Genomic DNA, 17142 nt, shown 5'->3' with positions numbered 1-17142 from the left:
GAGAAAGCGCCCCGCCCCCGCTCAAGTGCGGGGACGGGGCGCTTCGTCGTACGACGAGGGTGGGCTCAGCTCTTGGCGAGGGTGCCGAGGTAGAGCTCGATGACCTTCGGGTCGGTCGCGAGCTCGCGACCGGTCGCGGTGTAGGCGTTGCGGCCCTGGTCGAGCACGTAGCCGCGGTCGCAGATCTGCAGGCAGCGGGCGGCGTTCTGCTCGACCATGACGACGCTGACGCCGGCCCGGTTGATCTCGCGGGTCTGGACGAACACCTCGTCCTGCAGCGCGGGGGACAGCCCGGCGGACGGCTCGTCGAGGAGCAGCACCGAAGGCTCCATCATCAGCGCTCGGCCCATGGCGACCATCTGTCGCTCGCCACCGGAGAGCGAGCCGGCGCGCTGGCCGCGCCGGGTCCCGAGGGCGGGGAAGATGGAGGTGACGAACTCGAACCGGGAGGAGAACTTCGAGGGGGCCTGGTAGCAGCCCATCTGGAGGTTCTCGGCGATGGTGAGGCTGGGGAACACGTTGTTGGACTGCGGCACGAAGCCGATGCCCTTGGTCACCAGCACGTCGGCGCGGGCGTTGGTGATGTCGTCGCCACGCAGGACCACCGACCCCGTGTGCACCTTGACCAGGCCGAACAGCGCCTTGAGCAGGGTGGACTTGCCGGCGCCGTTGGGACCGATGATGCCGACGAGCTCGCCGGGCTGGCAGTAGAGGTCGGCGCCGTTGAGGATGTTGACCCCGGGCACGTAGCCGGCGATCAGGTTGTCGGCGCGCAGGACCGCGCCGTCGGCGGCGGCCAGGTGCTTCTCGCGCGCCTGGGCGGCGCGCGCCTCGGCCGCGCTGTCGACGGGGACGACGGCGTCGGCCTCGAGGTCGTCGAGCTCGGTGCTCGGACGCTTGGACAGGTCGCTCACGCGGAGTCTCCTCGCTCGGAAAGAATCTCGGCCTCGGCCTCGGCGGCAACCGCCTCGAGGTCGAGCTCGGTGATGTCGGTGTCGTGGTGGGCGCCGAGGTAGGCGTCGATCACGCGCTGGTCGGTCATGACGGAGTCGGGGGGACCCTCGGCGATCACCTGGCCCTGGGCCATCACGATGACCCAGTCGGAGATGTCGCGCACCATGTCCATGTCGTGCTCGACGAAGAGCACGGACATGCCCTCCTCGCGCAGCGACTTCACGTGGCCCAGCAGCGACTGCTTGAGCGCGGGGTTGACCCCGGCCATCGGCTCGTCGAGCATCACCAGCTCGGGGTTGACCATGAGGGAGCGGGCCATCTCGAGCAGCTTGCGCTGCCCGCCCGACAGGGAGCCGGCGAAGTCGTCGGCCTTGGCGTCGAGCTTGAAGCGCTGCAGCAGCTCGGTCGCCCGCGCGGTCACGTTGCTCTCCTGGTCGGCCCACAGGAAGCGGAACGGGGCAGCCCAGAAGCGCTCGCCGAGCTGGCCGGTGGCGCCCAGGCGCATGTTCTCCATGACCGTGAGCTTCGAGAGCACCTTGGTCAGCTGGAAGGTGCGCACCATCCCGAGCCGGGCGACCCGGCTGGCCGAGGACCGCTTCAGCGACTTGCCGTTGAAGGACCGGTCGCCGGCGTCGGGGGTGTCGAACCCGGTGAGCAGGTTGAAGAACGTCGTCTTGCCGGCGCCGTTGGGGCCGATCAGCGCGGTGATCACCCCGCGCTGGACCTCGACGTGGGCCACGTCGACGGCCTTGAGGCCACCGAACTGCCGGGTGATGCCGTGCGCGACCAGGATCGGGTCGGGCTTGGCGACCCCCGGCTCGGCGGCCAGGCCGACGAGCCCGGCCTTGCCGGTGACGGGGCCGCCGGCGGCGGGCTCGGCGGGTACGGCGGCCGGCTCCGTCCCGGGCTTGCTGAGGTTGATGCTGTCGTCAGCGGGCATCGATCGCGATCTCCTTCTTGTCCCCGAAGAGTCCCTGCGGGCGGTAGATCATCAGCAGCATGAGGGCCAGGCCCACGGCTGCGAACCGCAGGTTCCCGATCCGGGTGTTGTCGAGCAGGCTGTCGGGCATCCACGAGAGGTCGGCGAGCGAGCTGAGCACGACCGCGAGCAGCGAGAGCAGCGCCCAGAAGAGCACGGCACCGACCACGGGCGACAGGACCCGCGCCGCGCCGCCGAGGATCAGCATCGTGAAGGCGATGAAGGTGAAGTCGGTGGTGAACGTGTCGGGCTGCACCGAGGCCAGGCCCAGCGCGCCGACGAAGCCGCCGACGGCACCGATCACGCCGCCGAGGATGAGCGCCTGGAGCTTGTAGGAGTAGACGTTCTTGCCGAGCGAGCGGACGGCGTCCTCGTCCTCGCGGATCGACTTCAGCACGCGACCCCACGGGCTGCGCATCAGCAGGAAGACGAGCACGCAGATCAGGGCGACCAGGATCCAGCCCACGGTCATCACCCACAGGTCTCCGGCGCTGAAGGTCAAGAAGTTGCCGTCCATGCCCTTGTAGGGGCTCCAGGACCGGAAGGTCGAGGTGAACCCGCTGACCCCGTCGCGGGCGTGGAAGTAGTCCTTGTAGGACGTCGTCACGACGAGTCTGAGGATCTCGGCCACCGCGATGGTGACGATGGCCAGATAGTCGGCGCGTAGTCGCAGGGTCGGGATGCCCATGATCAGGGACAGCACGACGGCGGCCAGGATCCCGAGGAGGATCGCCGGGATGAAGGGCACGTCGAAGGAGACGATGGTGACCGCCATGGCGTAGCCGCCGGCCGCCGCGAACGCGGCCTGGCCGAAGTTGAGCAGGCCGGTGTAGCCGAAGTGGATGTTGAGACCCATCGCGGCGAGCACGTAGGAGATGGCGATCGGTGACAGCCCGTCGTGGAACGGGACGGAGATGAAGTCAGGCATGAGCGGTCCTTTCGCCTCAGCCGATCCGTTCCCGGCGGCCCAGGAGGCCTTGGGGGCGGACGAGAAGGATCACGATGAGCAGGAGCAGGGCGCCGGCGTTCTTGAGGTCGGCGTTGATGAACAGCGTGGACAGGTCGATGAGCACGCCGATCAGGAGGGCACCGACGACGGCACCCCAGATCGAGCCCAGCCCGCCGACGCAGATCGCGGCGAACAGCAGCAGCAGGACCAGCTGGCCGATCTGGTAGGTCACGCCCAGCTGGAAGCCGAGGAAGACGCCGGCCAGGGCGGCCAGGCCGGTGCCGACGATCCACACCATGGAGATGACGCGGTCGACGTTGATGCCGGTCGAGGCGGCCAGGGCGGGGTTGTCGGCGACGGCGCGCGTCGCGCGGCCCAGGCGGGTGTAGGAGAGCGCGAGGATGACGGCCAGGAGCACCACGATGCAGGTGCCGGCCACGAACAGGTCACGCGAGGTGTAGGTGAACAGCCCGTGGAAGTCCTTGCCGTCCGGCGTGTAGTACTCGTCGTAGGTCTGGAACCGCGAGCCGGTCACGTAGGCGTAGATGTTGCGCAGGAAGAACTGCAGCCCGATGGTCACGATCATCGCCGCGATCAGGCCGACGTCGCGGTTGCGCAGCGGCCTCCAGAGCCAGGTGTCCTGCAGCCAGCCGAAGCCCATCGCCAGCAGCACCGCCAACGGGGCGGCGACCAGGAACGGCAGGTTGAGCTCGGAGTCGGTGAACGGCAGGTCGACGCCGGTGCTGATGTAGAAGGTGACGATCGCCCCGAAGCTGATCAGCTCACCGTGGGCGAAGTTCGTCAGCCCGGTCGTCCCGAAGATCATGTTGAGGCCCAGGGCCGCCAGCGCCAGGATCAGCCCGAACAGCAGACCGCTGTAGATCAGGTCGGGGACCCGGTCCCACTTGGTCTCGGTGTCGCGGTCGTCGGGGCCGATCGGGAACGCGGTGTTGATGGTCGACAGCGACCCCGTGATCACGTTGGTGGTCTTGTCGGTGCGCAGCTCGACGCCGTCGGGCAGGGTCTCGGGGTCGATGGTCACCGAGACGGGACCCAGACCGCTGGTGAAGGCGATCTCGAAGTTGCCGGCCTCGTCGGTCGCGCCCTCGAACTCCTCGCCGTCGCAGTTGGTGACGGTGATCTTGACGTCGGCCACGGGGGTGTCGTCGGCGGCGGAGTTCTTCAGGGTGCCCCGGACCGTCTTGTCGATCGGGGTGCCCTGGCAGCCGGCGGCGGTGGCCTGGGCGGGCGGCGAGGCGGCTTCGGCGGAGGAGACGCCTCCGACCAGCAGCAGGGCGAGCAGCGACAGCGCGGCGATCGCCCCGACCCGGGCGAGGCCGAGTCGCCGGGGTCGCCCTGGGAACGAGGAAGAGCGGGTGTGCATGGAACTCCTGTCACCGGTGCAGTGGTCTCGGGCGAGGTCCGGGGCCACAGATCGCGGCAGCATATCCGGGTCGAACAGTCGTCGCGGGGGTTCCCGCGGACATCGGCCGTGCGCAGGCTATGCCCTGGCGGGCGTCCGTGCGGCGCCTACGGGTAACGACGTGGGCACATTCCTGTCTCGGGCCCTGTCTCGTCCCGGTTGCGGCCGCCTCAGCGTACGGCGGCGACGAGCGTGACGAGCGCGGGAGCGACCAGCAGGGCCGGCAGCAGGTCGGCGACCGGGATCTCCCGGATCCGGAGCAGGCGCATCGCCACCCCGACGAGCAGCAGGCCGCCGGTGGCGGTGATCGCCGCCAGGTGGGCGGCGGGCAGCACGTCGCCGACGGCCACGCCCAGCACGGTCAGCGATCCCTGCACGACCACGACGGTCACGGCGCTCGCCGCGACGCCCCACCCGAAGGACGCCGCGAACGCGATGGCGGCGAAGCCGTCGAGGGTCGCCTTGAGGTAGAGCTGGTCGGCGCCGTTGCCCAGGCCGTCGTTGAGCGCTCCCAGGATCGTCAGCGGGCCGGTGCAGAAGATCAGGGACGACACCACGAAGCCCTCGATGAACCGCTGGCGCTCCGCGGATCCCTGCTCGCCGGCCAGTCGACGCTGCAGCCACCCACCGAGCGCCTCCACCCGGCTCTCGAGGCGGCACAGCGAGCCCGCGACCCCGCCGAGGAGCACGGCGCCCAGCACGATCAGCATCGGCGCGCTGTCGCCGACCTCGCTGGCCAGGGCCGGGTCGAGCACCGCGACGGCCGAGGTGGCCGCGATCAGCAGGGTGACCAGGCCCAGGCCGTCGGTCACCAGGTCGCGGGTCCGCTGGGGCAGTCGGTCGCCGAGGAGCCGACCGAGCACCGCTCCGGCGAGCACGGTCGCCACGTTGACGGCGGTGCCGATGCCGGGGAACACGAAACTCAGGCCTCCTCTGTCACGCCGAGCGCCCTGAGCGTAGTGTTCGTCGGCGAGCCAGGGCCCTGGGGGGCCGCAGCCCCTCGGGCACGAGCAGGAGGTCGTCGGTGTCACGGTCGCTCGTCATGCTGCGCGCCGCCGAGGTTCACGATGCGCCGTTCCTGGTCGAGCTGTGGTCCGGCGCGATGCGCCGGGCCGAGCAGCCCGACCTGGTCGCCGACCTCGAGCACATCATCAAGACGGCGGGCTCCACACCAGAGCAGCGCCTGGTCGTCGCCGAGTACGACGGGCAGCGGGCCGGGGCGGTGCTGCTCAAGGCGACGACCGTGAGCTCGCTCAACCTCGACCACGCCGTCCAGGTGCTCTCACCCTGCGTCGCCCCCGACTTCCGGCGCCACGGCATCGGCCGGATGCTGATGGAGTGCTCGGTGTCGTTCGCCGAGGAGATCGGCGTGACCCAGGTCTGCACCGCCGTGACCGCCGGCTCGCGCGACGGCAACCGCTTCATGGCCCGCCTCGCACTCGGGCCGCTGGCGACCTACCGGTCGGCGCCGGTGGCAGCCGTCCGGGCCCGGCTGAGCGCCCAGCGGCCGGCGCTGCAGGCGTCGGCGGCCGACGGGCGCCAGCTCACCCGCGTGCTGGCCGCACGTCGCTCGATGCGGCGCGCCCGCCCGCCCCTCACGCCCAACTCCTGACCGCCCTGCTGATCGCTGGGGTCGGCGCTCACATCCCGAGGCTGGCCTTGGGGACCAGGGCACAGGTGATCCGCGACGTGCACACGCGCTTGCCGCGCTCGTCGGTGATCACCACCTCCCAGCACGCGCTCGACCGGCCGCGGTGCACCGGCGTCGCGACCCCGGTGACCAGACCGCTGGTCGCCGAGCGGTGGTGGGTGGCGTTGATGTCGACGCCGACGGCGACCTTGTCCATCGGGTGGGCGTGGATCGCCGAGCCCATCGAGCCGAGGGTCTCGGCCAGGACGACCGAGGCACCCCCGTGGAGCAGGCCGTAGGGCTGCTGGTTGCCCTCGACCGGCATGGTCGCGACGATCCGGTCGGCGGTCATCTCGACCAGCACGACCCCCATCTTGTCGTTGAGCGCACCCATCGGCATCGTGGACATGGCCTCGATGACGGCCTGGCTCTCGTCGTCCGGCGTGGAGTTCATGCCGCCATCCTGCCGTGCGCCGGGGTGTCGGCGGTGACGGCTAGGGTCGGGCGCGTGACCGAGGCACCCGTTGATCCGTCCACCCCTCCGCGGCTGCTCCTGCTCGACGGCCACTCCCTGGCCTACCGGGCGTTCTTCGCGCTGCCGGTCGAGAACTTCTCCACCACCACCGGGCAGCACACCAACGCGGTCTTCGGGTTCACCTCGATGCTGATCAATATGCTCCGCGACGAGCAGCCGACCCACATCGCGGTCGCCTTCGACGTCTCGCGCCAGACCTTCCGCATGGAGGAGTACTCCGAATACAAGGCCAAGCGCAACAAGAGCCCCGACGAGTTCGGTGGCCAGCTGGCGCTCATCGAGGAGGTCCTCGACGCGCTGCGCATCCCCTACCTGAAGAAGCCCGGCTTCGAGGCCGACGACATCATCGCGACCCTCACGACGCAGGCGCTGGCCGAGGGCATGGAGGTCCTCATCCTCTCCGGCGACCGCGACGCGTTCCAGCTGGTCACCGAGGCCAGCACCCTGCTCTACCCGATGCGCGGCGTGTCCGAGATGGCGCGGCACACCCCGGCGACCGTCGAGGCCAAGTACGGCGTGGTGCCCGACCGCTACCCCGAGCTCGCCGCGCTGGTGGGTGAGGACTCCGACAACCTCCCCGGCATCCCCGGCGTCGGCCCCAAGACCGCGGCCAAGTGGCTGGCCACCTACGACGGCCTCGACAACCTCATCACCCACGCCGACGAGATCAAGGGCAAGGCCGGCGACAGCCTGCGGGCCCACCTCGGCGACGTCATCCGCAACCGCCGGCTCAACGCCCTGATCCGCGACCTCGACCTCGACCTGCACCCGCGTGACATGGCCCGCCAGGCCTGGGACCGCCAGGAGGTGCACACGCTGTTCGACGGTCTCGAGTTCCGGGTGCTGCGCAACCGCCTGTTCGAGGAGGTCGGCTCGGTCGAGATCCTCGAGGAGGGCGGCTTCGAGCTGTCCGGCGCGGCGCTCGAGCCGGGCACCGTGGGGGACTGGCTGGCCGAGCTCGGCGAGGAGCGCACCGGTCTGCACGTCCGCGGCACCTGGGGCAGCGGCACCGGCCAGGTCGAGGGCCTGGGCCTGGCGACCGCGACGGGCCGCTCGGCCTACGTCGACGCCACGACCCTGACCCCCGACGACGACGCCGCGCTGGCCGCGTGGCTGGCCGCCCCCGACCGGCCCAAGGTCTTCCACGACGCCAAGGGCCCCGAGCTGGCGCTGGCGGCCCACGGGTGGACCCTGGCCGGCGTCGTGAGCGACACCGCGCTGGCCGCCTACCTCGTGCGCCCCGACCAGCGGTCCTACGACCTGGCCGACCTGACCGTGCGCTACCTCAAGCGCGAGCTCAAGCAGGAGCAGGGCGAGGACGACCAGGGGCTGCTCTTCGACGCCAGCACCGACGTCGCCGGTCCCGCGATGCTCCACGCCCGCGCGGTCCTCGACCTCGCCGAGGCGCTCGACGCCGAGCTCGACGAGCGCGGCGCCGCACCGCTGCTCGCGGGGGTCGAGCTGCCCCTGGTGCACCTGCTGGCCCGCATGGAGCAGACCGGCATCGCCGTCGACGTCGACTACCTCGAGTCCCTGCAGAGCGAGTTCGACACCGAGGTGCGCCGAGCCGCCGAGTCGGCCTACGACACGATCGGGCGCGAGATCAACCTGGGCTCGCCCAAGCAGCTGCAGGCGGTGCTGTTCGACGAGCTCGAGATGCCCAAGACCAAGAAGACCAAGACGGGCTACACGACCGACGCCGACGCGCTGCAGGCCCTCTACGTCAAGACCGAGCACCCGTTCCTGGCCCACCTGCTGCGGCACCGAGACGTGATCCGGCTGCGGCAGACCATCGACGGCCTGCTCAAGACGGTGGCGCCCGACGGCCGCATCCACACCACGTTCAACCAGACCATCGCCGCCACCGGTCGGTTGTCCAGCACCGAGCCCAACCTGCAGAACATCCCGATCCGCACCGAGGAGGGCCGTCGCATCCGCGAGGGCTTCGTCGTGGGCGAGGGACAGGAGTCGCTGCTGACCGCCGACTACAGCCAGATCGAGATGCGGATCATGGCCCACCTGTCCGACGACGCCCTGCTCATCGAGGCGTTCCGGTCCGGCAGCGACTTCCACTCGATCACCGCGGCGCGGGTCTTCGACACCCCGGCCGACCAGGTGACCGTCGAGCAGCGCGCCAAGATCAAGGCGATGAACTACGGCCTGGCCTACGGGCTGTCCGCCTTCGGCCTGGGTCAGCAGCTCGGCATCGAGCCCGGTGAGGCGCGCGGGCTGATGGACGAGTACTTCGAGACCTTCGGCGGCATCCGCGACTACCTGCAGAGCGTGGTCGTCCAGGCCCGCAAGGACGACTACACCGAGACCATCATGGGCCGGCGGCGCTACCTGCCCGACCTCAACAGCGACAACCGCCAGCGGCGCGAGATGGCGGAGCGGATGGCCCTCAACGCCCCCATCCAGGGCTCGGCCGCCGACCTGATCAAGGTGGCCATGCTGCGCACCCAGGAGGCGCTCGACGCGAGCTCGCTGCGCTCTCGGATGCTGCTCCAGGTCCACGACGAGCTCGTCTTCGAGGTCGCGCCGGGTGAGGCCGAGGCCCTCGAGCGGGTGGTGCGCGAGCAGATGGCCGGCGCCGCCGACCTCACCGTGCCGCTCGACGTCTCCGTCGGCACCGGTCGCTCCTGGCACGACGCGGCGCATTGACGCCAGGCGGTGGTCGAGTCCCGTAGACCGGTTGCGGGGGTCTCGACGCCGGTTCGCGCCCGAGCAAGCTCGGTCGGCGACCCGGACGCTCGACCACCATCGACGACTGCACGCAGTCGCTGCGCTCCTGCGTCAGTCGTCAGACGTCAGCGACCAACGGGGCGACCTCGGTGCCGAGCAGCTCGATGCCGCGCAGCAGGTCGGCGTGGGCCAGGCGCGGGTTGGTCATCTGCAGCGACAGCCGGTCGACCCCGCCGAGCTGGTCGGAGACCCGGCGGATCTTGTCGGCGACGGTCTGCGGGTCGCCCAGGAAGAACGCGCCGTCGGGGCCCGCGGTGGCGTCGAACTGGCGCCGGTTGGGTCGGGCGAAGCCGCGCTCGCGAGCGACCTTGACGAACATCTCCTCCCACCCGGGATAGATGGTGTCGGCCGCGGACTCCACGGTCTCGCCGACGAACCCGAACACGTGGAGCCCCACCTGGAGCTTCTCTGGCGGGTGGCCGGCCTGGGCGCCGGCGCGCCGGTAGAGCTCGACGTGGGGTGCGAACTGCCGCGGCTCGCCACCGATGATCGCGATCATCAGGGGCAGGCCGAGCAGCCCGGCGCGGGCGAACGACTCCGGGGTGCCTCCGACGCCGACCCAGATGGGCAGCGGGTCCTGGAACGGACGCGGGAACACGCTCTGGCGCACCAGCGGCGGCCGGTGCCGGCCCGACCAGGTGATCTCGCCGCCGTCGCGGATCTGCAGCAACAGCTCGAGCTTCTCGCTGAACAGCGTGTCGTAGTCGGAGAGGTCGAGCCCGAACAGCGGGAAGGCCTCGGTGAAGGAGCCGCGGCCCACCACCAGGTCGATGCGGCCCTTGGCGATCAGGTCGAGGGTCGCGAACTGCTGGAACACCCGCACCGGGTCGTCGGCGCTGAGGACCTTGACGGCGCTGCCGAGCCGGATGCGCTCGGTCAGCGCTGCGGCGGCCGCGAGGATGATCTGCGGCGCCGAGTCGTAGTAGTCGCTGCGGTGGTGCTCGCCGATGCCGAACGAGTAGAGCCCGACCCGGTCGGCGAGCGTGATCTCCTCGAGGAGGTGCTCCATGCGCTCGGCCGCGCCGATCACGCGGCCGTCGGTCGGGTCGGTCACGGTGGAGACGAAGCTGTCGACGCCGAGGTGCATCAGGGTCCTCCTGGGTGTGGGACCTCTGATTCAACCGTGGTGCGGGTGAGGGAGACTGCCCGGGTGTCCGATCGTCTCGCGAGCCTCACCAGCGACCTGCTCGCCGGTGACCTGCCCCAGCTGTCGCCCCGCGACGCCCGGGCCGTCGGCGAGGCCACCGCGCGACACCTCGCGTCGCTGCCCGACGGCACCCGGCTCGGGGTCGGGGCGGCACAGGCGGTCGTCACGGTGGCGGCCAGCGTGCTCGGGCGGCGTCCCTACTCGCGCCTGGCCCCCGACGACCGGGCCCGCGTCGTACGCCGCCTGGCCGGCAGTCGCCTGCCCCTGGTCTCCGAGTACTTCCGGCTGGTGCGCGGGGTCGCGCTGGTCGTCTACTACGAGGACGAGCGATGACCTACGACGTCGTGATCGTGGGCTCGGGCCCGGGCGGGGCCGTCACCGCCCGCGAGTGCGCCCGGCGCGGGCTCCGCGTCGTCGTCCTCGAGGAGGGTGACCACGTCGAGCCCGGAGAGGTGCCGCCGTACTCCCTGGAGCAGATGCGCCGCCAGTACCGCCACGGCGGTCTGACCGTCGCGCTCGGCCGGCCGCCGGTGGCCTACACCGAGGCCGCCTGCGTCGGAGGTGGCAGCGAGGTCAACTCCGGGCTCTACCACCGCCCGGACCCGACGGTGCTCGACGCGTGGAGCCGGGAGCTCGACATCGAGGGCCTCGGCGCCGACGACCTCGCGCCGTGGTCCGACGCGGTCGAGGAGCGGCTGTCCGTCACCACGCCGAGCGGCCCGCTGAGCCCGGCCTCCGACGTGCTTCGTCGGGGCGCCGACGCGCTCGGCTGGAACGGCTTCGACGTGCCGCGGTGGGTCCGCCCCAGCGAGACCGGCCCCGGCCTGGTCAAGCAGACCATGCTCCGCACCTACCTCGCCGACGCCGTCGCAGCCGGCGCCGAGATACGCCCCGGCGTACGCGCGCAGCGGCTGCGCATCGAGCGCGGCCGGGTCACCGGCGTCGTCACCGACCGCGGGGTCGTCACCGGCGACCACGTCGTCGTGTGCGGGGGAGCGATCCAGACCCCGGCGCTGCTGCTGCGCAGCGGCGTACGCCGCAACGTCGGTCGGGGGCTGTCGATGCACCCCACCGTCAAGGTCCTGGCCCAGCTCGACCACGAGATCAACGACCCGGCCGACCTCGCGGCCTACCAGGTCAAGGAGTTCGCGCCCGACCTGACCTTCGGCGGGTCGGCGGGGCGCCCCGGGATGATCGCGCTCGGCCTGTCGGGCACCTGGGACCGCGACCGCGACCTCGAGCCGGCCTGGCGGCGGCAGTCGGTCTACTACGCCTCCATCCGCAGCCAGGGCACGGGCCGGGTGCGCGTGGTCCCCGGCGTGCGGGACCCGGTGGTCACCTACGCGCTCACCGGTCGCGACCTGGCGTCCCTGCGCGCCGGGCTCGGCCGCCTGATGCTCCTGCTCGACGCCGCGGGTGCCGAGCTGCAGGTGCCGTCGTACGTCGGCGCGCCCCGGATCACCGGTCCCGGGCAGATCCCCGCCGCCGTCGCGGGGATGAGCCGGGCGAGCTCCTCGGTGATGACCGTGCACCTGTGCGGCACCATGGCCATGGGGGAGAACCGCCGGCGCACGGCCACCGACTCCTTCGGCCGGGTCCACGACGTCGCCAACCTCCGGGTCAACGACGCGTCCCTGCTGCCCGACGCCCCGGGCATCAACCCCCAGGGCACCCTCATGGCGGTCGCGCACCGCAACGTCGAGCAGCTGCTGGGAGGCCGAGGATGACGGTGACGGTGCTGACCGGAGGCGGGGGCTGGTTCGGCCGCGCCTTCCTCGACGCGATCGCCCGGCCGCGCCCCGAGCACGGTCCCGTCGCCCGCGACGGCGAGGTGCGCGTGCTCGCCGCGGTCCCCGCCGAGGTGACCGACATCCTCGAGGTGCTGCCGCGTGCCGTCGTGCACGTGGGCGACGTCGCCGACCCCGCCGTGGTCGCCCGGCTGCTCGACGGCGCCGCCGGGGCGTCGGTGGTCCACGCCGCGGGCGTCATCCACCCCGAGCGGGTCAGCGACTTCGAGCGGGTCAACGTGGGCGGCACCCGCGCCCTGCTCGCCGCGGCCGCCGAGGCCGGCGTGCGCCGGCTGGTGCACCTGTCGTCCAACTCGGCCTTCGGGGTCAACCCCACCCCGACCGACCGCTTCCGCCAGCACGAGCCCTACCGGCCCTACCTCGGCTACGGCGCCTCGAAGATGCGGGCCGAGCAGCTCGTCCTCGAGGCGTCCACCGCCGGACGGGTCGAGACCGTGGCGGTTCGCCCGCCGTGGTTCTACGGCCCGTTCCAACCCGCTCGGCAGAGCACCTTCTTCGCGATGGTCGCCGCCGGCCGGTTCCCCGTCCTCGGTGATGGACGACAGGCCCGCTCCATGGTCCACGTCGACAACCTGGTCCAGGGCGTCGCGCTCGCCGAGCAGCACCCGGACGCCGCGGGCCGGGCCTTCTGGGTCGCCGACCGCGAGCCCTACACGATGGCCGACATCGTGGCGACCGTCGAGCGCGTCCTCGACGAGGAGGGCTACCGCACCAGCGGACGGCGGCTGCGGGCCCCCGCCCTCGTCGGCCGGGTCGCGGAGCGGGCCGACCGCGTGCTCCAGGCCCGCGGCATCTACCACCAGCAGATCCACGTGCTGGGCGAGATGGACAAGACCATCGCCTGCGACGTCTCGGCGACGGTCGACCAGCTCGGCTACGCGCCGCAGGTCGACCTGGCCGAGGGCATGCGCCGCTCGGTGCGGTGGTGCGCGGCCCAGGGCGTCCCGATCGCGCCCCGGAAGGCACACTGATGACCGACGTCGCGCTGGTGACCGGTGGCAGCGGCTACTTCGGCTCGATCCTGGTCGAGCAGCTGCTGCGCTCCGGCCTCGAGGTCCGGGTGCTCGACGTCGTCGACGCCACCGACCGCCCCTCCGACGTCCGGCTGTTCCGCGCCGACGTACGCGACCAGGACCAGGTCCGCCGGGCGATGGCCGGGGTCGACCTGGTCTTCCACAACGTGGCCCAGGTGCCGCTCGCCCGCGACCGCGACCTGTTCGAGTCGGTCAACGTGCACGGCACCGCTGTGGTGCTCGAGGAGAGCGAGCGGGCCGGGGTGACCAAGGTGGTGCACACCTCGTCCAGCGCCGTGTTCGGCGTGCCCGAGTCCAACCCGGTCACCCGGGCCACGGTGCCCCGCCCGGTGGAGGCCTACGGGCAGGCCAAGCTCGACGCCGAGCTGCTCTGTCGCGCCGCGACGACGCGGGGCCTCGACGTCTCGGTGGTCCGGCCCCGCACGATCCTGGGACACGGACGGCTCGGCATCTTCGGCATACTCTTCGACTGGATCGCCGACGGCCGCGGGGTGCCCGTGCTGGGCGACGGCAGCAACGTCTACCAGTTCGTCCACGCCGAGGACCTCGCCAGCGCCTGCCTGCTGGCCGCGCGCCGGCCGGGCCCGGCGGTCTACAACATCGGCGCCGAGGAGTTCGGCACCATGGCCGAGGCCGTCGGCCACCTGTGCGACCACGCCGGCACCGGGGCCCGGGTCCGGCCGCTGCCGGTCGCGGCCACCTCGAAGGCCATGGAGCTGTCGTCCCGGCTCGGCCTCACGCCGTTCGCGCCCTACCACTGGATCATGTACAGCAAGTCGATGTGGTTCGACGTGACCCCGGCGATCGACGAGCTGGGCTGGCACGCCCGGTGGTCCACCGACGCGATGTTCCAGAGCTCCTACGAGTGGTTCCTCGAGCACCGTGGCACCGAGCAGGCCAGCGGATCGGCCCACCGTCGCTCGGCCAAGCAAGGACTGCTGAGGCTCGCCAAGCGCGTCCTCTGAGGCTCCGTGCCGTCCAGGTAGCCCTCCAGGTGGACCTACAGGTAGACCGCGCCGGCCACCAGGACCAGCCACACGAGGGCGAGCACCTGCAGCACCCGGTCGCGCAGCGCGATCTCCTCGGGCTCGCCGGCCACGCCCGCGTCGATCGAGACGGCGTAGCGCATGACGGCCAGCACGAAGGGCGCCATGGAGGCCACGAAGAGCGGGGACCCGTCGGCGTCGTCGGCCAGCTCGAAGGCCCACAGGCCGTAGGTCATGATCAGCAGCCCGGCCGACATCGTCCACACGAAGCGCAAGTAGGTCGGGGTGTACCTCGTCAGCGACCTGCGCACCAGGCCCGGGTCGTCGAGGGCCGCCTCGGCGTACCGCTTGCCGGCGGCCATGAACAGCGAGCCGAACGAGGCGCTCAGCAGGAACCACTGCGACAGCTCGATGCCCGAGGCCACGCCCCCGGCGATCGCGCGGAGCAGGAAGCCCGAGGCGATGATCGCGATGTCGAGGACGGGCTCGTGCTTGAGCCACCGCGAGTAGACCGCGGACATGACCAGGTAGGTCGTCACGACGACGGCCAGCTCCCATCCGGCCAGCAGTGCCAGGGCGACCGCGACGAGGTTGAGGACGACGCCCACGACGTACGCCGTCCGCTGCGGCACGATGCCCGCCGCGATCGGCCGGTTGCGCTTGGTCGGGTGGGCCCGGTCGGCCTCGATGTCGCCGGCGTCGTTGATCAGGTAGACCCCCGAGGCGGCGCAGCAGAACGCGACGAACGCGATCGACGTCTGCCGGACCACGTCGCCCTCGGCGAGCTCGCCCGAGAGCACGGGGGCGGCGAGGACGAGGAGGTTCTTGCTCCACTGACGGGGCCGGATCGCGCGCAGCAGGCCACGCGTCGTCGAACCCGGTCGGGTGGCGGCGGCTGTCATGTGGTCCGTGGGTCCTCGGTTCGCGATAGGTTGAAGGGTCCTGTCAGCCGCAACTATGCCTGAGGTGCTCGTGGTGCGTCCGACCCCGCGCGGAGGTCGTGCACGGCTGGACCCCTCGGTCCGCGAAGCACGTGAGGTCGTCGGGATGTACGGCGACCCGGCCACCACCTGGGGCATCTGCGTCGAGCTCACGCTGAGCGCGTCCGCTGATGCCGAGACGCTGCGGGAGCGGGCCGCCGCCCTGTGCGCCGGCCACCCCCACCTCGGTGCCGCCCCGGCGGTGACCCGGCCCGCCGACTCCCAGTGGACCGGCGTCCGCGCCGACGTGGCCGCGGCGCCGTACGGCCCGACCTCGGCGCTGCTGCGGCTGGCGCTGAGCAGCGACGGCACCAGGCTCCTGGTCGGCGCCCACCACGGGGTCGTCGACGGTCTCGGCCTGCTCGCCGTCGCGGGGTCGGTCGCGGGGCGTGAGCTGCGCACCAGGGCCCGCGGCATCGGGGACCGGAGGTCGCCGCACGGGTTCCTGGCCTCGAGCGTGCGCCGCCTGGGGGAGGCCGTGGTCTCGCCGCCGGCCCGGTTCGAGGGGGCCGGCGAGCGTGACTCGGCGCTCGAGGACCTCACCGCCGTCACGCGTCCCCGGGTCGACCGGGGCACGGTCGACCTCGCCCGCGCCGTGCTCGCCCTCCACCACGACGCCTTCTCCGGCTCGCGGCGACGGCCGGTGCTCGTGATCGGCGCCTCCCGGCGTACCAGCGACCTCCCGGTGCCCGATCGTCAGACGGCCTACCTGCGACTGCGGGCCCGCCCCGGCGGCGCCGGCCGTACGCCGCTGGGCCCGGCCATCGCGGGCCTGCGGCCCGAGCCCGACTTCCCCGAGACCTCCGCCAGGGGGGCCGCGCCGCTGGTCGTCAGGCTGCTGCGCAACCGGCTCGGGTCCACCGCGATGCTGAGCAACCTCGGTCTGGTCCAGGGCGACGGGGTGGAGTCCGTGGCGATGTACCCGGCCAGCAGCGGCCCGCGGTCGGTCGCCGTGGGTCTGGCGTCCACCGCGACCACCACCACGGTGTCGCTGCGCACGCGCCGCCACGAGTTCGACGCCGACGAGCACGCCAGGCTCCTGGCCGGGGTGGCCGACCGGTTCTTCGGCTGAGCCGTCCGGCGCGACAGCAGGGGATCAGCAGGGATCAGTACGGGTCGTAGGGCGAGTCGTGCCCGACGAGGCGCGCGATCGGTCGCAGCCGGAAGCGCAGCAGGAGCTTGATGCCGACGTTGCGCAGCCACCACGGCACCTCGCGCACGATGCGCCACCGGTCGGCCAGGCGCGGGCGCGTGGTGCGGAACAGCGCCATCGAGCCCTCGCGGCTGACGTAGGTCAGGTCGGAGGCGAACAGGACGCGGGCCAGGATGCCGAGGGTCACGCCGATCGACGAGTAGGCGTCGTGCACCAGGATCGTCGCGCCCGGCGGGAGGAACGAGCGCCAGCGCAGGTCGTCGCTGAGGGTCCAGAAGTCGTGCTTGCCGTCGATGTAGAGGAAGTCGAGGTCCTCGGTCCAGCCCGGTCGTGCCTGGGTGGAGTAGTCCTCGACGTGTCGGACGACCTCGGTCACGCCGGCCTGCTCGAGGTGGGCGAGGAACTTGTCCTTGGTGGGCGTGCCGCCGAAGAGTCGCCCGTCGACGAAGGGGTCCATGGCGATCACGGTGGCGTCGAGCGTGCGGGCGACGCCGCCGAGGACCACCGTGGAGCGGCCCTGGTGGCTGCCGATCTCGAGCATCGTGGCCCCGACGGGGAGTCGACGGGACTCGTCGTAGAGGAGTCGGCCCTGTGCGCGGGTGAGCCAGCCGGGGATCTGGTCGGCCACCTCCCACAGGCGCTCGAACCGCTCGTCGTCCGCCGCCGTCACCGGACGTCCGCCGCAGCGGTCGCGGTGCTGGTGCACGGCTCGGGTCGAGGTGCGGGTCCGTCGTGGAGACGACGCCTTAGGATCACAGCGGGCAGGTTACCTGGCGGTTACTTCGAACCGACAGCACGAGGGGAGTCCACGATCAAGATCGC

16 protein-coding genes are annotated in these 17142 nt (G+C 71.9%); 7 read left to right on the top strand and 9 right to left on the bottom strand.

Annotation, left to right across the window (positions count from 1 at the left end; genetic code table 11):
* Positions 1 to 65 precede the first annotated feature (65 nt).
* The 5 genes from FJQ56_RS13060 to FJQ56_RS13040 all read right to left on the bottom strand — a co-directional run bounded on the left by FJQ56_RS13060 (position 66) and on the right by FJQ56_RS13040 (position 5222).
* Positions 66 to 914 (bottom strand): ABC transporter ATP-binding protein, encoded by an 849-nt coding sequence (locus FJQ56_RS13060; protein WP_170215402.1) that lies wholly within the window; start codon positions 912 to 914, stop codon positions 66 to 68.
* Entirely contained in the window at positions 911 to 1894 is a 984-nt protein-coding gene (locus FJQ56_RS13055) for an ABC transporter ATP-binding protein (protein ID WP_140010011.1), read from the bottom strand. The genes FJQ56_RS13060 and FJQ56_RS13055 overlap by 4 nt, the downstream gene beginning before the upstream one ends.
* Entirely contained in the window at positions 1884 to 2861 is a 978-nt protein-coding gene (locus FJQ56_RS13050; protein WP_140010010.1) for a branched-chain amino acid ABC transporter permease, read from the bottom strand. The genes FJQ56_RS13055 and FJQ56_RS13050 overlap by 11 nt, the downstream gene beginning before the upstream one ends.
* A 16-nt stretch (positions 2862 to 2877) precedes the next feature.
* Positions 2878 to 4266: an ABC transporter permease subunit gene (locus FJQ56_RS13045; protein WP_170215401.1), complete on the bottom strand. Its 1389-nt coding sequence runs from the start codon at positions 4264 to 4266 to the stop codon at positions 2878 to 2880.
* A gap of 209 nt (positions 4267 to 4475) precedes the next feature.
* Positions 4476 to 5222, bottom strand: a complete 747-nt coding sequence (locus FJQ56_RS13040) for a DUF554 domain-containing protein (RefSeq protein ID WP_140010008.1) — start codon at positions 5220 to 5222, stop codon at positions 4476 to 4478.
* Between the two features lie 107 nt (positions 5223 to 5329).
* On the opposite strand from FJQ56_RS13040, the gene FJQ56_RS13035 reads away from it, so the two are divergent.
* Positions 5330 to 5917, top strand: coding sequence for a GNAT family N-acetyltransferase (locus tag FJQ56_RS13035; protein WP_246084141.1), 588 nt, complete (start codon positions 5330 to 5332; stop codon positions 5915 to 5917).
* A 28-nt stretch (positions 5918 to 5945) separates the two neighbouring features.
* On the opposite strand, the gene FJQ56_RS13030 is transcribed toward FJQ56_RS13035, so the two are convergent.
* A complete protein-coding gene (locus tag FJQ56_RS13030) occupies positions 5946 to 6389 on the bottom strand; it encodes a hotdog fold thioesterase (RefSeq protein WP_140010007.1) in 444 nt (147 codons plus the stop codon).
* 54 nt (positions 6390 to 6443) lie between these two features.
* On the opposite strand from FJQ56_RS13030, the gene polA reads away from it, so the two are divergent.
* Positions 6444 to 9131, top strand: coding sequence for a DNA polymerase I (gene polA / locus FJQ56_RS13025; RefSeq protein ID WP_140010006.1), 2688 nt, complete (start codon positions 6444 to 6446; stop codon positions 9129 to 9131).
* Positions 9132 to 9270: 139 nt separating this feature from the next.
* Here polA and FJQ56_RS13020 read toward each other — a convergent pair whose 3' ends face one another.
* The gene (locus FJQ56_RS13020) at positions 9271 to 10299 is read right to left on the bottom strand and encodes an Atu2307/SP_0267 family LLM class monooxygenase (RefSeq protein WP_140010005.1); all 1029 of its coding nucleotides are present in this window, start codon (positions 10297 to 10299) and stop codon (positions 9271 to 9273) included.
* Positions 10300 to 10362: 63 nt separating this feature from the next.
* Between FJQ56_RS13020 and FJQ56_RS13015 the strand changes: the two genes are divergently transcribed.
* From FJQ56_RS13015 to FJQ56_RS13000, 4 genes are read left to right on the top strand one after another with little or no spacing between them, the layout of a single operon-like run.
* Entirely contained in the window at positions 10363 to 10692 is a 330-nt protein-coding gene (locus FJQ56_RS13015) for a hypothetical protein (RefSeq protein ID WP_140010004.1), read from the top strand.
* Positions 10689 to 12086: a GMC family oxidoreductase N-terminal domain-containing protein gene (locus FJQ56_RS13010; protein ID WP_140010003.1), complete on the top strand. Its 1398-nt coding sequence runs from the start codon at positions 10689 to 10691 to the stop codon at positions 12084 to 12086. Before FJQ56_RS13015 ends, FJQ56_RS13010 begins: the two co-directional genes overlap by 4 nt.
* A 2-nt stretch (positions 12087 to 12088) precedes the next feature.
* A complete protein-coding gene (locus tag FJQ56_RS13005; protein WP_170215400.1) occupies positions 12089 to 13138 on the top strand; it encodes an NAD-dependent epimerase/dehydratase family protein in 1050 nt (349 codons plus the stop codon).
* On the top strand, positions 13138 to 14166 hold the full coding sequence (locus FJQ56_RS13000) for an NAD-dependent epimerase/dehydratase family protein (RefSeq protein WP_140010001.1): 1029 nt from the start codon (positions 13138 to 13140) through the stop codon (positions 14164 to 14166). Before FJQ56_RS13005 ends, FJQ56_RS13000 begins: the two co-directional genes overlap by 1 nt.
* 35 nt (positions 14167 to 14201) lie before the next feature.
* Here the strand turns inward: FJQ56_RS13000 and FJQ56_RS12995 are convergent, their stop codons facing one another.
* Positions 14202 to 15089, bottom strand: coding sequence for a decaprenyl-phosphate phosphoribosyltransferase (locus FJQ56_RS12995; RefSeq protein ID WP_140010000.1), 888 nt, complete (start codon positions 15087 to 15089; stop codon positions 14202 to 14204).
* Between the two features lie 145 nt (positions 15090 to 15234).
* Here FJQ56_RS12995 and FJQ56_RS12990 point away from each other — a divergent pair, with 145 nt between their 5' ends.
* Entirely contained in the window at positions 15235 to 16239 is a 1005-nt protein-coding gene (locus FJQ56_RS12990) for a hypothetical protein (protein ID WP_140009999.1), read from the top strand.
* A gap of 34 nt (positions 16240 to 16273) precedes the next feature.
* Here the strand turns inward: FJQ56_RS12990 and FJQ56_RS12985 are convergent, their stop codons facing one another.
* Entirely contained in the window at positions 16274 to 17026 is a 753-nt protein-coding gene (locus tag FJQ56_RS12985; protein WP_211350999.1) for a class I SAM-dependent methyltransferase, read from the bottom strand.
* Positions 17027 to 17142: the final 116 nt, after the last annotated feature.

The sequence above is a fragment of the Nocardioides plantarum genome, from assembly GCF_006346395.1.
In the GTDB taxonomy this organism is placed as follows: Bacteria; Actinomycetota; Actinomycetes; order Propionibacteriales; family Nocardioidaceae; genus Nocardioides; species Nocardioides plantarum.
Note: the sequence above shows the minus strand (reverse complement) of the source record. Positions and strands in the feature narration are given on the sequence as shown.

What these genes read in the sequence shown, in the direction of transcription:
- FJQ56_RS13045 (WP_170215401.1), bottom strand. Translation starts at nt 4,266, where the DNA reads ATGCACACCCGCTCTTCCTCGTTCCCAGGGCGACCCCGGCGACTCGGC.
- FJQ56_RS13000 (WP_140010001.1), top strand. Translation starts at nt 13,138, where the DNA reads ATGACCGACGTCGCGCTGGTGACCGGTGGCAGCGGCTACTTCGGCTCG.
- FJQ56_RS13020 (WP_140010005.1), bottom strand. Translation starts at nt 10,299, where the DNA reads ATGCACCTCGGCGTCGACAGCTTCGTCTCCACCGTGACCGACCCGACC.
- FJQ56_RS13050 (WP_140010010.1), bottom strand. Translation starts at nt 2,861, where the DNA reads ATGCCTGACTTCATCTCCGTCCCGTTCCACGACGGGCTGTCACCGATC.
- FJQ56_RS13030 (WP_140010007.1), bottom strand. Translation starts at nt 6,389, where the DNA reads ATGAACTCCACGCCGGACGACGAGAGCCAGGCCGTCATCGAGGCCATG.
- FJQ56_RS13055 (WP_140010011.1), bottom strand. Translation starts at nt 1,894, where the DNA reads ATGCCCGCTGACGACAGCATCAACCTCAGCAAGCCCGGGACGGAGCCG.
- FJQ56_RS12990 (WP_140009999.1), top strand. Translation starts at nt 15,235, where the DNA reads ATGTACGGCGACCCGGCCACCACCTGGGGCATCTGCGTCGAGCTCACG.
- FJQ56_RS12995 (WP_140010000.1), bottom strand. Translation starts at nt 15,089, where the DNA reads ATGACAGCCGCCGCCACCCGACCGGGTTCGACGACGCGTGGCCTGCTG.
- FJQ56_RS13010 (WP_140010003.1), top strand. Translation starts at nt 10,689, where the DNA reads ATGACCTACGACGTCGTGATCGTGGGCTCGGGCCCGGGCGGGGCCGTC.